At 40.7% G+C, this 16,626-nt stretch carries 16 protein-coding genes and 1 riboswitch; of the genes, 1 reads left to right on the top strand and 15 read right to left on the bottom strand.

What is annotated here, in order from left to right; genetic code table 11:
- Window positions 1-60: 60 nt before the first annotated feature.
- Window positions 61-1,128, bottom strand: coding sequence for an NAD(P)/FAD-dependent oxidoreductase (locus tag AZE41_RS05030; RefSeq protein WP_067206376.1), 1,068 nt, complete (start codon window positions 1,126-1,128; stop codon window positions 61-63).
- 332 nt (window positions 1,129-1,460) lie between these two features.
- Here AZE41_RS05030 and AZE41_RS05025 point away from each other — a divergent pair, with 332 nt between their 5' ends.
- The gene (locus tag AZE41_RS05025; protein WP_067206374.1) at window positions 1,461-1,697 is read left to right on the top strand and encodes a YuzB family protein; all 237 of its coding nucleotides are present in this window, start codon (window positions 1,461-1,463) and stop codon (window positions 1,695-1,697) included.
- A gap of 39 nt (window positions 1,698-1,736) precedes the next feature.
- Here AZE41_RS05025 and AZE41_RS05020 read toward each other — a convergent pair whose 3' ends face one another.
- The 14 genes from AZE41_RS05020 to AZE41_RS04955 all read right to left on the bottom strand — a co-directional run bounded on the left by AZE41_RS05020 (window position 1,737) and on the right by AZE41_RS04955 (window position 15,828).
- On the bottom strand, window positions 1,737-2,501 hold the full coding sequence (locus AZE41_RS05020; protein WP_067206371.1) for a TIGR01457 family HAD-type hydrolase: 765 nt from the start codon (window positions 2,499-2,501) through the stop codon (window positions 1,737-1,739).
- Window positions 2,502-2,503: 2 nt separating this feature from the next.
- Window positions 2,504-2,953 carry a DUF86 domain-containing protein gene (locus AZE41_RS05015; RefSeq protein ID WP_067206369.1) on the bottom strand — a complete coding sequence of 150 codons (450 nt, stop codon included), beginning with the start codon at window positions 2,951-2,953 and terminating at the stop codon, window positions 2,504-2,506.
- Between the two features lie 567 nt (window positions 2,954-3,520).
- The gene (locus AZE41_RS05010) at window positions 3,521-3,841 is read right to left on the bottom strand and encodes a YutD family protein (RefSeq protein ID WP_067206367.1); all 321 of its coding nucleotides are present in this window, start codon (window positions 3,839-3,841) and stop codon (window positions 3,521-3,523) included.
- A gap of 18 nt (window positions 3,842-3,859) precedes the next feature.
- A complete protein-coding gene (gene lipA, locus AZE41_RS05005; RefSeq protein ID WP_067206365.1) occupies window positions 3,860-4,819 on the bottom strand; it encodes a lipoyl synthase in 960 nt (319 codons plus the stop codon).
- 141 nt (window positions 4,820-4,960) lie between these two features.
- Window positions 4,961-5,668, bottom strand: a complete 708-nt coding sequence (locus AZE41_RS05000) for an ABC transporter ATP-binding protein (protein ID WP_067213852.1) — start codon at window positions 5,666-5,668, stop codon at window positions 4,961-4,963.
- Between the two features lie 2 nt (window positions 5,669-5,670).
- Window positions 5,671-6,450 (bottom strand): ABC transporter ATP-binding protein, encoded by a 780-nt coding sequence (locus tag AZE41_RS04995; RefSeq protein ID WP_067206363.1) that lies wholly within the window; start codon window positions 6,448-6,450, stop codon window positions 5,671-5,673.
- Entirely contained in the window at window positions 6,440-7,390 is a 951-nt protein-coding gene (locus AZE41_RS04990; RefSeq protein ID WP_067206360.1) for a branched-chain amino acid ABC transporter permease, read from the bottom strand. The genes AZE41_RS04995 and AZE41_RS04990 overlap by 11 nt, the downstream gene beginning before the upstream one ends.
- A 13-nt stretch (window positions 7,391-7,403) precedes the next feature.
- Window positions 7,404-8,279, bottom strand: a complete 876-nt coding sequence (locus tag AZE41_RS04985) for a branched-chain amino acid ABC transporter permease (RefSeq protein ID WP_067206357.1) — start codon at window positions 8,277-8,279, stop codon at window positions 7,404-7,406.
- 133 nt (window positions 8,280-8,412) lie between these two features.
- The gene (locus AZE41_RS04980; RefSeq protein ID WP_067206355.1) at window positions 8,413-9,606 is read right to left on the bottom strand and encodes an ABC transporter substrate-binding protein; all 1,194 of its coding nucleotides are present in this window, start codon (window positions 9,604-9,606) and stop codon (window positions 8,413-8,415) included.
- Between the two features lie 399 nt (window positions 9,607-10,005).
- Window positions 10,006-11,577 carry a Na+/H+ antiporter NhaC family protein gene (locus AZE41_RS04975; RefSeq protein WP_067206352.1) on the bottom strand — a complete coding sequence of 524 codons (1,572 nt, stop codon included), beginning with the start codon at window positions 11,575-11,577 and terminating at the stop codon, window positions 10,006-10,008.
- 143 nt (window positions 11,578-11,720) lie between these two features.
- A riboswitch (Lysine riboswitch) is annotated at window positions 11,721-11,902 on the bottom strand.
- Between the two features lie 55 nt (window positions 11,903-11,957).
- Complete coding sequence (yunB, locus tag AZE41_RS04970; RefSeq protein WP_067206351.1) at window positions 11,958-12,719, bottom strand: sporulation protein YunB; 762 nt, start codon at window positions 12,717-12,719, stop codon at window positions 11,958-11,960.
- Window positions 12,720-12,760: 41 nt separating this feature from the next.
- Window positions 12,761-14,137 (bottom strand): bifunctional metallophosphatase/5'-nucleotidase, encoded by a 1,377-nt coding sequence (locus tag AZE41_RS04965; RefSeq protein ID WP_067206348.1) that lies wholly within the window; start codon window positions 14,135-14,137, stop codon window positions 12,761-12,763.
- Between the two features lie 3 nt (window positions 14,138-14,140).
- Window positions 14,141-14,965 carry a sulfite exporter TauE/SafE family protein gene (locus tag AZE41_RS04960; protein WP_067206346.1) on the bottom strand — a complete coding sequence of 275 codons (825 nt, stop codon included), beginning with the start codon at window positions 14,963-14,965 and terminating at the stop codon, window positions 14,141-14,143.
- Complete coding sequence (locus AZE41_RS04955) at window positions 14,965-15,828, bottom strand: DUF72 domain-containing protein (protein WP_067206344.1); 864 nt, start codon at window positions 15,826-15,828, stop codon at window positions 14,965-14,967. The genes AZE41_RS04960 and AZE41_RS04955 overlap by 1 nt, the downstream gene beginning before the upstream one ends.
- Window positions 15,829-16,626: the final 798 nt, after the last annotated feature.

Raw genomic sequence — 16,626 nt, 5'->3', positions numbered from 1 at the left:
TTATAATTTCCTAGACAATAAAAAAAACCTTATTCGCGACTATGCGAATAAGGTTTTTTGTCAACCATTATGCCATTTGTACATCCAGAGCACACCAGACTTCAACAATCGTGCAATACGGCCTGTTACAGTACGGTCAGCAAGGTATGCAAATCCTTGCTTCTTACCAAGGGATCCGAGGAACCCTTTCAGCTTGATTTCCGGCATAGTTTCCGGAAGTGGTTCGTTGTTCCAAACGTTACGTAATATGCGTACAATCTGTTCCGCCTGTTCCTCAGCTACTTGCGCACTTGGAGCATAAGGAAGCGCCGCACAGTCTCCTACGATATAGACATCGTTAAATTCAGGCAACTGATGATACTTGTTCAGTACAACCCGACCTGATCCGTCTTTTTCCGTATCAATTTTTTCCACAGGTGCAACCGGGCGAATCCCAGCTGTCCAGACAACCGCATCAACCGCGATTGTTTCTTCGTGGTTAAACAGGGTCGTCGGTTCCACTTTTGTAATGTTAGAACTCGCAACGACGTCTACATTATGTTCGTCAAACCACCCTTTAACATAATTACTAAGTCTCTCAGGGAAGTCCCTCAAAATCCGTGGGCCGCGATCGAACAGCTTAATGTTCAAATCGGGTCTACTTTCCCGGAGTTCACTTGCAAGTTCGATCCCACTTAAGCCGGCTCCAACAATACCAATCGTTGCACCACTACCAAGACCAAGAAGTTTTTCGTACGTAATCCTGGATTTACCAATCGTCTGAATACTATACGTGTACTCTGCCGCTCCTGGTACGTCATGATAGTTATCTTCACAGCCAAGCCCAATTACCAATTCGTCATACATGATTTGCACGCCATCATCAAGATAGACGCACTTCTCATCCGGCCTGATTTCTATAATTTCTCCGCCAACAACTTTCAGCCTATCATGTTCCGGAAGTGGAACACGCACGACTGAGTCCGATACAGTTCCAGATGCAAGCGCATAAAATTCCGTCTTCAAACTATGAAACGGAGTCCGATCGACAAGCGTTATTTCGACATCACTCGGCAATTCTTTTGTCAATAAACGTAGTAAAATGCGCATATTCCCATATCCGGCACCTAATAATACAAGTTTTCTCATAAGTTTTCTCCTTCGTAATCCATTAATCCGTTGTTTTCCCAATTACGATTATATCAGTTTGTGACATGCTTCACAATGATTCACGGTAAAGTGCAATTTTAATCAACATGAATAATTTCTTTATGATTTTAAAAAACCTTTAAATCAGCTTCGACTCCCCCATACAAGGTCATCTACGCTGTATTTATGAAGGTATTCATACGTTCAACACATATAATTATTTAGTCTCACCCCATAGAACGTGGTTAATTTAGTCGGTCCATCCGGTAATGCCAGATTGTTGACGTGCGAAGAAAAAAAGAGTAGGATTTCAAATAGGTGAGGTGATCATCGTGAATCCGATTGTCGAATTTTGCATGAGTAATATCGCAAACTATTCACAAGAAACATTTGAAAAATTGGAGAAAGATCCAAATCTTGATGTTCTTGAGTATGGTTGTTTAAGTTACTGTACAAAATGTTCAGAATCGCTGTATGCAATCGTCAATGGTGAAATCGTCGAAGCAGATACAAACGACGAGCTGACCGAGCGCATCTATCAATATATAGAAGACAATCCGCTCTTTTGAGCATTATGGCTAACCGCCCTTTTCAGGCGGCTAGCTTTTTTATATTATCCAATCAAGTAATGTCTGGTACGAATAAGTCGGTTGCTGCGATTTCAAGAGTACTTCTTTTGGCGAAGTGACGCCTCCTGCAACATGTATTGTATCAATGCCAAAACGAATTCCCGCTTGTATATCCGTATCGTAGTTATCACCAATCATAACCATCTCTTCTTTTCGAAAGCCGTTTTCTACCTGAATGAATTCAAGCATATGCGGCTCAGGTTTCCCAACAAATAGCGGCAATACCCCAGTTGCACTTTCCATTAAGGTGACAAACGATCCATTCCCCGGAACAAGTCCTCTTTCCGTGGGAAATGCTTTATCACTGTTTGTTGCAATGAAATGCGCGCCTCCCCGTAACGCCAGACAAGCATCCGCCAATTTCGCATACGTTATACTTCGGTCAATCCCCATGATAACAACATCGGGATTCGTTGCTGTGATTGCTATCCCTTCAGACGCTAATGCTTCTTCCAACCCTTTTTCACCAATCATCATAACAGATGCACCGCTATAATTTTCTTTACAGTACTTTGCGGCAGCAATCGCAGATGTCATGATGCGGTCAGAATCTGCGATTATTCCGAATGATGCCAGTTTCTCCCGAAGCTGCACACGTGTCATCGAAGAATTATTTGTGATGAAATAGGGATCGATTCCATTTTGTTGCATATTTCCAATGAAAGAGACCGCTTCCGAAATCGGTTCAGTCCCGCGGTAAACAGTTCCATCTAAATCAAGACAGATTGCTTTGTATTTATCCATAATCATTTCTCTTCCGGTAAGAAGGCAGATACTGGACCAAGCTCATTTTCAAGATAATGACGCACTTTTTTTGGAAACTCAAGGAGTTCATCCATTGAGGCATTCAATACTTCGATTATCATCCCAACGTCTACCTTAGTGAACTCACGCACAATCATTTTTCTAAGTTCAATTACCACTTTTAACGGTCCTGCTATTTCGGAAGTGATAACACGCTCGTCTTCCATTATGTCAATAATATCTTCGTAACTCCCTGGGTCACGCATGATAAAACCGTCAATCATCGAATTTCCGACGTCAATAATCGACTCGATAAGTACATTCGCTATCCGTTCAAGCGCAAGTGAATGGATAATATCCTTCTGCCACTCTTTTTCATTTCTGTACAATTCAAGTAAAACTTCCATATGATTTAGCGATTCACTGATTTGGTTTCGGTCAACAAAATACATGGACTTTCCCTCCTGATTGTTCAACTATTTTCATCTTATGATACCATATTTGCGATACTAGATATTTTGAAATACAGATATCCCCTTGTAAGGCGCCTCCGCTCAGTATAAATAGGTATTCATTTGTTCTATCTATAGGGGGGATAATGAAAGCGTAAGCGAGACTGATTATATATATCCCGCAAAACGAGCGTTAACATACCGAGAGCAACCATATATACACACAAACGAGCATTTACCTCCCGCTACCAATCATATATACACACAAACGAGCATTTACGTCCCGCGACCAATCATATATACACGCAAACGAGCATTAACATACCGTAACCAATCATATATACACACAAACAAGCATTAACGTCCCGCAACCAATCATATATACACGCAAACGAGCATTTACGTCCCGCAACCAATCATATATACATTCCAACCTAAGAACCTCCAGGCGCAGGATTCTGTTCGTGGACTATCATTTTTCAAAGGTTATCCATAGGTCGTGAATTTTATCATTTTCTATACAACAAAAAACTCGCGGGCAGATTCAAGATCCACGCGCGAGCCTAGTTATTCAGATACTTCAGGAGTTTCGGGAGTCTCTGCTTCCAGTTTAACCCGGCCTGATTTTTTCAATACAAAATAGGCACAGCCAAAATTACAGTATTCGTAAAGATAATCCTGTAAGGTGCTGATTTTTGTTTCATACGTTGCTTTCTGGTTTGTATCTTCGAAAAACCCTTTTAAACGGAGTTGTCCGTATCCCCAGTCCCCAAGTATGTAGTCGTATTTGAGGAGAACATCACTGTATCTTGCAAGCAAAGCCTCTTCATTAAATCCCTCACGGTAGTCTGTCAGTATATCAAATTGCCAGTTTTCTAAAATTATCAATCAACTTTCACCGCCAATTTAACTTTGCAGTGTTGTTTCAAGTTGTTCATCACCTTGACGCTGCCTTTCTTTTGCAGCCGCGTTCACCTGCTCATCAGCATGGTAACTCGAGCGTACGAGTGGACCCGCCTGACAGTGTGAGAACCCTTTGGACATTGCAATTTTTCTCAACTCGCCAAATTCTTGCGGCGAATAATACTTTTGTACTTTTAAATGTTTTTTACTAGGCTGTAAATACTGGCCTATTGTCATTATATCAACTTTATGCGCAATAAGGTCATCCATTGTCTCGAGAATTTCTTCATGTGTTTCACCAAGACCAAGCATCAAAGAAGATTTTGTAGGAATATCAGGTTGCATTTCTTTTGCACGAAGCAATAGTTCAAGTGAACGGTCATATGTCGCTCGCGCACGAACCCTTGGTGTTAGGCGACGTACCGTTTCGATATTGTGATTCAAGATATCTGGTTTTGCATCCATGAGTCGCTCAAGGTTCTCATAAACGCCGCCCATATCAGATGGCAGAACTTCAACTGTTGTAAATGGATTTTTTCTACGAATTGCACGGATTGTTTCTGCAAATACCGCAGATCCTCCATCTTTCTGATCATCACGCGCTACTGCTGTAACAACTGTATGCTTTAAATTCATAAGCGCAACAGAATCTGCAACGCGTTCTGGTTCTGCAAGATCTAGTTCTGTTGGTAAACCTGTTTTAACGGCGCAAAAACGGCATGCACGTGTACAAACTGCACCAAGAATCATAAATGTAGCAGTACGGCGCTCTCCCCAACATTCATGGATATTTGGACAACGAGCTTCTTCACATACAGTATTTAAATTATTCTCACGCATAATTTTTTTAAGGCCTGTATAGTTATCATTCGTATTTAGCTTGATTTTCAACCAATCGGGTTTTCTAACGTGTTCCGTTCTGTTTCCCTGTTCCGGTTTGCATGACACGACGACCGACTCCATTCCTACAAACTTATAAAGTGTTTTCACTACTGTTGCTAATGTATCATATATTCAGACTTCAAACAACCATCCCTAGGGTCTAATTCGATTACCTTATAAAGAAAGAGACAGTGCCGGTTACCAAGCACTGTCTCTTTTCAATTAATGGCCACCTAAGTAAGCATTCTTGATTTCTTCACTGGCATGCAGTTCCTCAGCAGTCCCCGAAAGAATGACACGCCCCGTTTCAATAACGTACGCACGGTTAGCAATTGACAAGGCCATATTGGCATTTTGCTCTACGAGGAGAATCGTTGTTCCCTCTTGATTAATATCCTTGACGACTTGAAAAATCGTCTTAACCATTAGTGGAGCCAGTCCCATTGAGGGCTCATCCAACAACAACAATTTCGGTCTTGCCAGGATAGCCCTACCCATCGCTAACATCTGCTGCTCTCCGCCAGACAGCGTTCCCGCTGATTGTTTGCGTCGTTCATGCAAGCGTGGAAAAATCTCATAGACTTTTTGGAAATCTTGTTGAATACCCGCTTTATCTTTTCTTAAAAAAGCACCTAATTCAATATTCTCTTCAACGCTCATATCTGCAAATACTCGTCTTCCTTCAGGTACATGGGAGATTCCTGCTTTTACAATGGCTTGGGCTTGCTTACCCGCTATTGAATCATTCAAATACTCTATAGTGCCTTCTTTTGGTTTTAATAAACCTGATAATGTTTTCAACAACGTACTCTTCCCAGCACCATTCGCACCAATCAATGTCACAATTTCACCTTGATCTACATGTAAAGATACACCTTTAAGCGCATGGATACTACCATAATAGACGTTGAGGTTGTCAACTTTCAGCATACTCATTCGTCAACTTCCTCCCCTAAATAAGCCTCGATTACTTTCGGATTATTACGGATTTCTTCAGGAGTTCCTTCAGCAAGAAGTACACCATGATCCAATACGTAAATACGTTCACAAATCCCCATTACCAAATTCATATCATGTTCAATTAATAAAATGGTTAGATTGAATTTCTTACGGACAAATGCAATTAACTCCATTAGCTCTTTCGTTTCCTGCGGGTTCATCCCAGCAGCTGGTTCATCAAGTAGTAACAACTCCGGGCCTGCGGCTAATGCGCGTGCAATTTCAAGCCTTCGCTGCTTCCCATATGCCAAGTTTTTTGCATCTTCATCTCTATATTTATCCAATTCAAAAATCTTGAGGAATTCCATTGCTTTTTCTTCCATTTCTTTCTCCCCAGAAAAATGGGATGGAAGGCGTAGCATAGAACTTAGAACTGAATGCTTCGCTAATGAGTGATAAGCAACTTTAACATTATCCAAAACGGATAGTTCATTGAACAACCTAATATTTTGGAATGTCCGGCTAATTCCCCTACGTGTTACCTGATAAGGAGCCATACCATTAATGCGTTTCCCTTTGAATAAAATATCGCCTTCGGTAGGCTTATAAACACCTGTCAATAAGTTGAAACTCGTTGTCTTACCCGCTCCATTTGGACCAATGAGCCCAATAAGTTCACCTTGATTGATTTCCATATTGAAATTCGAAACTGCCTTCAGCCCGCCAAACTGTATACCTACATCTGTCACTCTCAGTAACGGTTCACTTGTCATGCTGGCTGCCTCCTTTCGAACCTCTCCATAACTTGAAGTAATCCGTTATTTCCATTGTGCCCATTAAGCCTTTTGGACGATAAAGCATAACAATGATAAGTACTAGACTATAGATGATCATGCGTGTTTCAGGATAACTTTGTAAGAACGTGGAAACGATTGTTAATAATATTGTTGCAACAATTGCTCCTGACAAACTTCCTAAACCACCCAACACAACATAGATCAAAATATCAATTGACTTTAAGAATCCAAAGTTAGCAGGTTGAATAATGTAAAAGTTATGTGCATACAAAGCCCCAGCAACTCCTGCAAAGAAAGAACCAATTGCAAACGCTAATACTTTGTAATACGTTGTATTGATTCCCATAGCGTCCGACGCAATTTCATTCTCTCGAACTGAGATACACGCGCGGCCATGCCTTGAATTTGTGAAATTGACGATAACTACTATTGTAACGAAAAGACAGATAAACGCAGAGGTCCATGTAGTTAAATGCGTCACTTGCATCCCTGCCGCTCCACCTACATATTCAATATTCAAGAAAACAATACGAATGATTTCCGCAAATCCAAGTGTAGCAATTGCTAGATAATCGCCGCGTAGCCGTAAACTTGGAATCCCAATGATTAGCCCTGCAATTGTAGCAATAACCCCTGCCGCTAAAATTGCAACTGGAAATGGCAGTTGGAATTTCATCGTCACGATTGCCGAAATATAGGCTCCCACTGCTAGGAATCCTGCATGACCAAGTGAAAACTGTCCTGTAACACCAATTACTAAGTGCAAACTGACGGCCAACATAATATTAATTGCCATAAAGATTAATGTATTAGAATGAAAATCATTTAATATACCTACACTGATGAGCACTTGAATAACCGTATAAACGATTAGAGATGAAGCAATAAATGACCAAAACTGTTTTGACTTTTTCATGATATTGTTTCACCTACACTTTCTCACGTGTATTTTTACCAAAGAGTCCCGACGGTTTGAAGATGAGTATTAAAATCAAAATGACGAATGCCGCAGCATCTCTCCAAAGAGAGAAACCAAGCGCACTGACAAATGTTTCTACTACTCCAAGCACAAGACCTCCAGCCATGGCTCCGGGAATAATTCCAATTCCACCAAGGACAGCTGCGACGAATGCTTTCAAACCAGGAATAATACCCATTAACGGGTCAATCTTTGTATAATAAATACCGAAAATAACGCCCGCTGCACCAGCCAAAGCTGATCCAATCGCAAACGTAGCCGAGATTGTGTTGTCAACATTAATTCCCATCAGCTTAGCTGCTTCAGCATCATAGGAAACAGCTCGCATCGCTTTTCCGATTTTCGTTTTATGTACAACAAATTGAAGAATGATCATCAATGTGACAGAAACAGAAAGAATTAGGATTGACTGACTGCTTATTTGAGCACCGAAAAAATCAAATGATTTATTGCGTAGTACTTCTGGATACGCATTAGGTTGCGCACCACGCATATAAATGACACCATTTTGAATAAGAAGTGACACCCCAATTGCAGTAATCAACGCCGCGATTCTTGTCGCATTTCGTAATCTTTTGTAGGCTATTCGTTCGATAAGAACGCCAATAACTGCGCAGGAAGCCATTGATAATAGTAGGGCAGGGATGAATCCAAGACCCCAACCCGCGATGGAGTAATACCCAATAAATGCACCAATCATAAAGATTTCACCATGTGCGAAGTTTATGAGTTTGATAATTCCATAAACCATTGTATAGCCTAGTGCAATTAACGCATAAATACTGCCGAGTGAAATACCGTTTATTAGCTGTTGTAACCATTCCATTAACTTTTCACTCCTTTTCCAGCTTTAAAATAAGGCTTAAAAAAGGAATGAGGGGAGGACATCCTCCCTCCATTCCTACAGTTTTAACTTCATTCAGCAGAAGTTTACCACTTCTATTAGTTGCGTGATTGATTTAAGGATTAACTTTTGTATTGAAGACTTGTTCGCCGTCTTTGTATTCAAGAATAGTAGCCGATTTGACAGGGTGATGGTTTTCATCAACCGAATACAAGCCAGTTACAAGCTCAAGATCTTTTGTTTCAGCTAGAGCATCTTTAATCTTCACAGAATCTGGACCGCCTGCACGTTTAATAGCATCAGCTAATAGATAAACCGTGTCATAACCAAGTGCATTAAATGCGTCAGGTGATTTACTATATTTGTCATTGAACTTTTTGTTGAATTCTTGAATGATACCGTCTGGATCTTCAGATGAATAGTGATTTGTTGTAAATGTGTTATTCAATGCTTCTGCACCGGCAAGTTCAAGTAGAATTGGAGAATCCCAACCATCTGCTCCCATAAGTGGAACAGTGATACCCATTTCACGAGCCTGTTTAACAATCAATCCTACTTCTTCATAGTATCCAGGTATGAAAATGAATTCAGGATTTGCTGCCTTAATGCGTGTAAGAGTTGAACGGAAATCAGAATCTTTACCTACGTAAGATTCTTCAGCAACAATTTTACCACCTGCAGCTTCAAAATCTTTTTTGAACGATGATGCAAGACCTTTTGAATAATCGCTTGCATTATCAGAGAAAATAGCTACGTTTTTAACACCAAGATCATTCGCTGCAAAGTTTGCTGCAACCGTTCCTTGGAATGGGTCAATAAATGACGTACGGAATACGAATTCATTAACGTCCCCGTTATCTTTAACTGTTACGTTCGGGCTTGTCCCAGATGGGCTGATAAGTGGAGTTTTGTTGCCATTAGCGATTTCAGCCTGTGCAACAGTAGCACCACTTGTAGCTGCTCCGATGATTGCAATTACTTTATCCTGAGTGATCAATTTAAGCGCTGCACTCGTTGCTTCGGCAGGTTCAGACTTATTATCGACTTTGACAAGTTCAATTTCCTTGCCGTCAACTCCACCTGCTGCGTTAATTTCTTCAACTGCAAGTTCAATTCCCGATAGTTCGGAAGTACCATAAGATGCAACAGCACCTGATAGTTCAAGGTTGACTCCGACTTTAATCGTATCGCCGCCCTTAGATTCACCTGTGCTTCCTTCCTCAGCTTTGTCCCCTGCACCACACCCTGCCAACAATCCGACTACTAGAGCGGAAGCGGCAAATACACTTGCAAACTTTTTCAATTTCATATAAAATCCCCCTTTTGATTGATACTTCCGACAATTTAAATCGAACTAGTACGACAAACGATTTAGCATTCCGAAAGATATCATTTTGTTTCCGCTTACATGCTTATTGTAAAACAAACTTTCTATTCGGTCTATAGAGAGTTTTCAGTTCTCATCTTTCGAAGTTTAATTTCTTCGAATAAGTCTAACAGTTAATAGAAAGATCAGTTATACAATATCATCCTTTCCTAATACTTTTAACTAATCATTGAATGGAAGTTCACCATTTTCTGATTACTTTAGTCTTAACGCCTAGTATATATACCTATCTGACTATTGTCAAAACATTTTTTTGTTAGAAAACTATTTTAAACATAATAAAGAAGCGGTAAAAAGTTCACCGCTTCCAATCATTTACTATTATAAAGACAGCTGTGTTGCCTCTTTTTTAGCTTTCATCGTCCAAACAGAAAACAATACTACAAGAATAACAATAACACCAACTAGACCTATCCATATGGAGCCTGTGATACCTAAGATGATATAGCCCATTGTGGCCACCAATGCACAGATTAATGCATAAGGAAACTGTGTCGCAACGTGATCTATATGGTTACAGCCTGCACCTGTAGAAGATAGAATCGTTGTGTCAGAAATCGGTGAAGCATGATCGCCGAAAACTGCTCCCGCAAGTACTGCTGCAAGTGCTGGCAGTAACATTTCCGGTGCCGCGTCAATCATTATGGTGCCTGCAATCGGCATAAGAATACCAAATGACCCCCATGAGCTACCTGTCGAAAAGGCCATAATACAAGCAAGGATAAACATGATGACCGGCAGGAATGAAACCGATATATTCGATTTCAACACAAGCTCTGATAAATATAAGCCTGTTTCCAATTTTCCTATCAGGAATGATAATGACCACGCAAAAATAAGAATCAGCACAGGTGGCATCATTGCTTTCAATCCATTTATAAAGGCACTGCCAATAAGAGAATAGCTTGCCGTTTCATTATTTTTCATCTGTTGCATATATAATACTACCGCTATTAGCGTGGCGATAATTCCACCCGACAGTAATGCAAGAGAGACATCCGTATTTTCAAAAATTGACAAAAGGTTCATTGATCCGCCGGCTAAATAACCTGTCCAAATCATAACCGCAAATGTCACTGCAACAAGTGTGACGATTGGTGCGACTAAATCCCGAACGCGGCCATGTGCGTGTACTGGGAAGTCTTCTTTTAACTGACCTGGAATTGTTTTAGCAGGATCAAATAATTGACCTGTTTCTGTAGCAAGTTGTTCATGTCTCTTCATTTCGAATAGATCGAAATTGGTCCACGCAAGGAAAAACACCATTGCAAGTGTTGCAATAACGTAAAAATTCATAGGCGCCATCATAATGAAGGCAGATAGTGGTGAATAGCTAATCGCTGCAGCACCACCAAATATAAGTGCAAGTTGGCCTATTAAAAAGGCACCCCAACTTGAAATTGGTGAAATGACACAAATCGGTGCTGAGGTTGAATCGATGAAATAAGCTAGTTTTGCTCTTGAAACTCGATGCTGATCTGTAATCGGACGAGCAATTTGGCCAACTGCCAATGCATTGAAATAGTCATCCACAAAAATAGCTATACCGAGAAATACTGTGAGCAGTTTTGCACCACGTTTTGTTTTGATGTGCCGCACTGCCCATTCTGCAAATGCCCTGCTTCCACCGGATAAACTAACAAATGCAGTGATAACCCCTAATAGAAGGATGAAAAGGATAATGTAAATGTTCCCTGTATTCAGTCCACCATCCCAAAATGTAGCCTCAACTGACTCCAATAAATTTTTTAATGATTCAACAGGTCCGAACGACGCCGCCAGCAGAGCACCTGAGACTATTCCTGCTCCGAGCGACAACAGCACCCGTTTAGTTGCAAACACCATAATAATTGCGATTAGTGGTGGTAAAATTGATACCCATGTTCCTATCATCTACTATTCCTCCATTTAGTCGGGTTGAGGCCCTGTATAGGGGGAATAAAAAAACGGCTACTAATTACACTCAGCAGAGTGCATCAGGAGCCGGCTTTATCTACGTTTCGTTTGTTGGATAACTAATACTGCTTATCTAACTCACGACTTGTAGCTCATCATACATGTTCAAAAATGTATGACAGTGTTATCCCTATTCGGAATAACCCCAGCCTGATAGATCCCGACGATCTTACCAAACTTCGGCAAAGCTTCCTTTTACACACGGTCATCGGTGTCAATCTCGCGTGTGTGACTAATAAGCAATGCAGCCTCTACCCAATCGATATTTCAATCCTCTACTAGCCTATCAGTTATCCACAGCATTTTCAAGTCCCTTTTCATTCCTCTATCGCGGGAGGGGCTGGAACTTCGACCGATGGCGGATCCCCACCACCAGTCGTATAGATTTGAGGTACTGTTGATTGAATTAGTCCCATAGCTACCGGAATCTTCTGTGTCACTACACTTTGCTTTGTTGCAAGTGGGACAATGATTTGGACATTTACTGTTAATAATATATTCACTTCAACAACGGCATTGTTAATACCAAATTCACTAATTTTTGTATCTATAGTCGCTTGTACTTGACCTATGACATGAAAACGAATCGGTATTTTAGGCCCTAAGTTCCCTAGTAGTGGAATATTTGCCGCTTGAGCAAGAGGGACAAAAAAGACAATTCCCTCTTCACGTTTCATTGCTTGCGAATCAAATTCTATCTCATCTGTTGGTAATAAAGCTAGATTGCCCGCTTCAGCCTGTTGAAGATGGGACTCGACAAGACCATGTGTCTCCGCTAATACTCTGTTGATGATTTCAGTGTTGAATTTCACCATCCCTTTAGAATCGTTCGGGACGTTTACAATGATATCATTGACATCAAGTACATTGGCAGTCCTGGAATTGATGGCTTTATTGATAACATGGGCCGCGATTTTTTCTGTCTGTACCTCTGCATATTGAATATAAATTGGGGCAAGCCTTGCATTAATAATGTAAATAAAAAGGGCAATTGCGATAAGAATTGCAGGAATAAGAAGGGGTAACAATTTGCGTTTTTTCTTCCTGGATTTTCTAGTAACTTGGCCGTGAAATCTCAAGACGACTCCTCCTACTATACGTTATGCAGGAAGGTAGTCGTTCATTCTTTAATTAGTGTGGTTCCGTACCAACCAAGCACATCCCTGATTAATTCAGGCATATAGTACTCTATTTCTGCATGTTTAAGCGATGGAAAGAAAAAACCGAAAGTAAACATATCCAGTGTTGCAAGTGTATATTTTTGACCTGATACAACCTCCCGATTGCCCGCAAAAAGCTGATCATTTCTATTTTTATAAAGTCTTTCATGAATCATCGCACCCATTAACGAGCCACGGAAACCAAGTCCTTTGATTTCAATTTGCGGCCACTCTTTCGTTAATGACAGCTCATAGACTTCTTTCAATTCTGATCCATCGAGTGTAATGAGACATAAATTGATTGGATGAGGTAGAAGTGAATGTAAATCCTCTTTTGTCACCCACCCCTTTTCGAGACTACCTAGAAATATTCCTGCGTTAAACATGGCACAATCCGCTTGAGAATACGCAATGAGCGCTCTACCAAAGAAAGAGGACAGCGAACTAACATCAAATAGATTTTGAGATAAGTGAGAAGGATTATAAAAAACTTGTTCCTCCATTGCCTGCTTTCCTATTTTGATTAGATCATTTACTTTTTCAATATCTTTTTCATTGCTTTCAATCGAATCTGTCCTGACAAGTTCCGCATCCATTTGTAAAAGTTCTTTAGCATCCGTGTTAAATTTCACAGTTACATGACCAACATACTCACCGTATTTACCTGTTGCAGCCAAAAGTGTATTACCAATCAATTTGCCGTCATGAAATAGATGATGCGTATGCGCGCCTAAAATGACATCGATTTCTGAACATTCTTCTGCAAGCTTTTCATCTTCATGGATTCCCATATGTGATAGACAAACAATTACATCCGTCTCAGCAGCAATGCTTTCAGCAACAAGCTTTAAATTTTGGCGAGGCGCCGTCACTTGCCAGCCGAGCTTCAAATAGAAGGCTTTATATTCTGCAGTAGCTCCTATAACACCAATTCTTGTCCCTTGCTCAGTAACGTAGATTCTATAAGGTAACAACCATTTTGGACGACTACCATCTTCTTCGTATAAATTACTTAGTATGACATCGAACTTGGCATCCTTATAAAGAGTAGATAAAGCCTCTTTCGACATGGTAATTCCTTCGTTGTTGCCGATTGTTACCGCATCATAGCCTGCTTCATTCAACAATCGGATGTTTCCTTGACCTTTCGTCCCTTCCGTAAATGGATGAGAACGATCAACGTGATCTCCGATGTCAAAATGATAACAAGCATCTCCTTCTATTAAATGCTCGCGCTTTTTGTCACAAAGAAGCCTACTAATTTGCGGCCAGCTTTCAAAATGACTGTGGATATCATTTGTATGATAGAAATGAATTGTTTCAACCTTGTGATTCATATGTCACCCCATAAGTCCGTCAATAATCGATCTGATTCCTAGTAAGAGCAGGATAATTCGCAGTGCAACAACAAGCGTTTCCGATTTCATCTTTTGATTTAACCGAGCACCTATTTTAGCCCCGATATAAGCTGCTGGAATGACTGGAATCGTATAAAGCCACGGTACATTGCCAAGAGAAATATGCGTGATTGAATTGACGAGAGCTGATAAAAACACCATGAACATAGATGTACCGACTGCGACATGCGGTGGGAATAAGAAGAGTAGAATCATCGCTGGTACGAGGATTGAACCTCCTCCGATGCCGAAAAGACCCGATGCAAATCCGACGCCAAATGTCAGCAATAATGCAAACCAAACAGGGTACCCATAAATAAAAGTCTGATCTGTATTATCCGTGAAAGTTCTTTTTTTGCCGTGATTGACAAACCAGCTGACCGGTTTCAAATATTTACGTACCAGAAGAAGCGTCGATAATAGAATAAGTAAAATACCAAAATAGAGATTGAATGATGGCAGGTCAAGTCCTTTATTCACAAATGCACCGATAAGTGTCCCGGGAACACTTCCTAAGAAAAAGATGAACCCACTTTTGAAATCAATTGTTTTTGTCTTCATATAGGAAATTGTCGACGCCAAGCCCGTAAAGATCATCATAATAACAGATAGCCCAACGACGGTTTGCGGTGTAATTCCATCGATTAAGCCAAGGTTAATGCCAACGTAAAGTGTTGCTGGCACCAGAATGATACCACCACCTAATCCGACAAGTGCCCCAACAATTCCAGATGCTAGACCGATAACGGCCAATAAAATAAATTCCATCAAAATTCTCCTTCAAAAAAGTCAAGCTGCTTCGGCGTCAGACTTTCGTAGTTGATATTGAGCATTTTTTGAAAATGTTTCGCGTTTTGTGCTGCATGTCCGCCGGAATTATTGTTAAAAATGACGAAAACCTCATTCGTTTCTTGTTTTAATTTTTGAACAGCTGATTGAATCTCCTTCAGCTCAGTGTCATTGTAGTTATACAGATATCTAACTTTACGCCATGCTTTATCATCACCCGTAGTGTTGCGCCACCCTGCTACATTACGGCCGTGCAATCTAACAAGAACCTTATCCGGACGAGTGGTATTTGCTATTAGCGGAATACTCCCATGCCCTGCTTGCGGTTCATCGCACACCGAGTGAATTACGTTCAGTTTCTTCAAAAAAGACAGAGTTTCTAGTTGAAATTTGGGTGAATACCATGACTGATGCCTAAATTCAACGGCGATATCGAATCCATGCAATTTAGCGCAAACGAAGCGAATTTCCTCAACATTCTCTTTTGTACAGTCAAACCATGGAGGGAATTGGACAAGAATCATCGCTAGTTTGCCTGCTTCTTGAAGTGGTGTAACCGATAGCCGGAAAAGATTGTACATTTCATCCACAGATGCATACGGGAGTTCACCCCGATGATGCCCAGTCATACCCTGGTATGCCTTGACAATGAATCGGAAGTTATCTGGCGTTTCTTTAATCCATTTGCGAATATTACGCTCCGGCTGAATGGCATAAAAAGTAGCATCCAGTTCGACGATTGGATAGTGTGCACTATAATCAATTAATTTTTCTTTCTTCGAAGAGGAAGAGTTATATACGTCCGGATGGTCACCCCAACCGGTTAATCCGATTTGGATCATTCCTCTGCCTCCTTTCAAATGAATCGGTACTATCTATATTAACATATTTAGACAACAGATTTGATGAAGTATACCACCTAGTTAATTCTAAATAAGTAGTGCCGAATATCACGTCTGTTGATTAACCATTTATTTGCATGAAATATTGGTGAGTAGGGCTTGGGAAAATCCATTTTCACTGGATCATTTTCGGTTCGCTTTCGGTGAATTATTCATGACAGATTTACTGAGGGGGGCCTAGTTACACTTTATTCAGCAATCATGTTGTGAATAGTTGCCTGTCGCGTTCCTACAATGTTCGAGTGAAAAGTGCAGTTATGTTTGAATGAAACGAATAGTTGACTTTCTATAGTGATTGTAAGTGCCCGAAGATGCAATTTCGGGCACTTTTGCACATTGTACAATGTGCTCCTTACTTACTTTTAGCAAAGAGTATGCATGCAATCATGTGATACCTTCTAGAAAGTGACACTTCTCCACTAATACAAAGGGGAAAACCCTATAGAAAGTTTCAGCCGCCAAAATTGCATCTTTGGCGGCTTTTCTCCAGGTAAGAAGCCAGCTATTCTTTCGTCCCAAAAAGCATCTGCACTTCGTGTACTTATACATTTGGAGCGCGCCGGATGAAGGGCCACCATACGATTACCGAAAAGAGTGTGTAGGGATGCGACAAAGTCGCATCCCTACACATCCAGAGCTCTCGATAATGGTATAGACGTCATTCAATCCAAAGCAATCCAAATGCAACTATACACGTAGCGCCAAGTAGGTGATCACGTCATTCACTGGTAAATTTTA

The sequence above is a fragment of the Sporosarcina psychrophila genome, from assembly GCF_001590685.1.
In the GTDB taxonomy this organism is placed as follows: domain Bacteria; phylum Bacillota; class Bacilli; order Bacillales_A; family Planococcaceae; genus Sporosarcina; species Sporosarcina psychrophila.
Note: the sequence above shows the minus strand (reverse complement) of the source record. Positions and strands in the feature narration are given on the sequence as shown.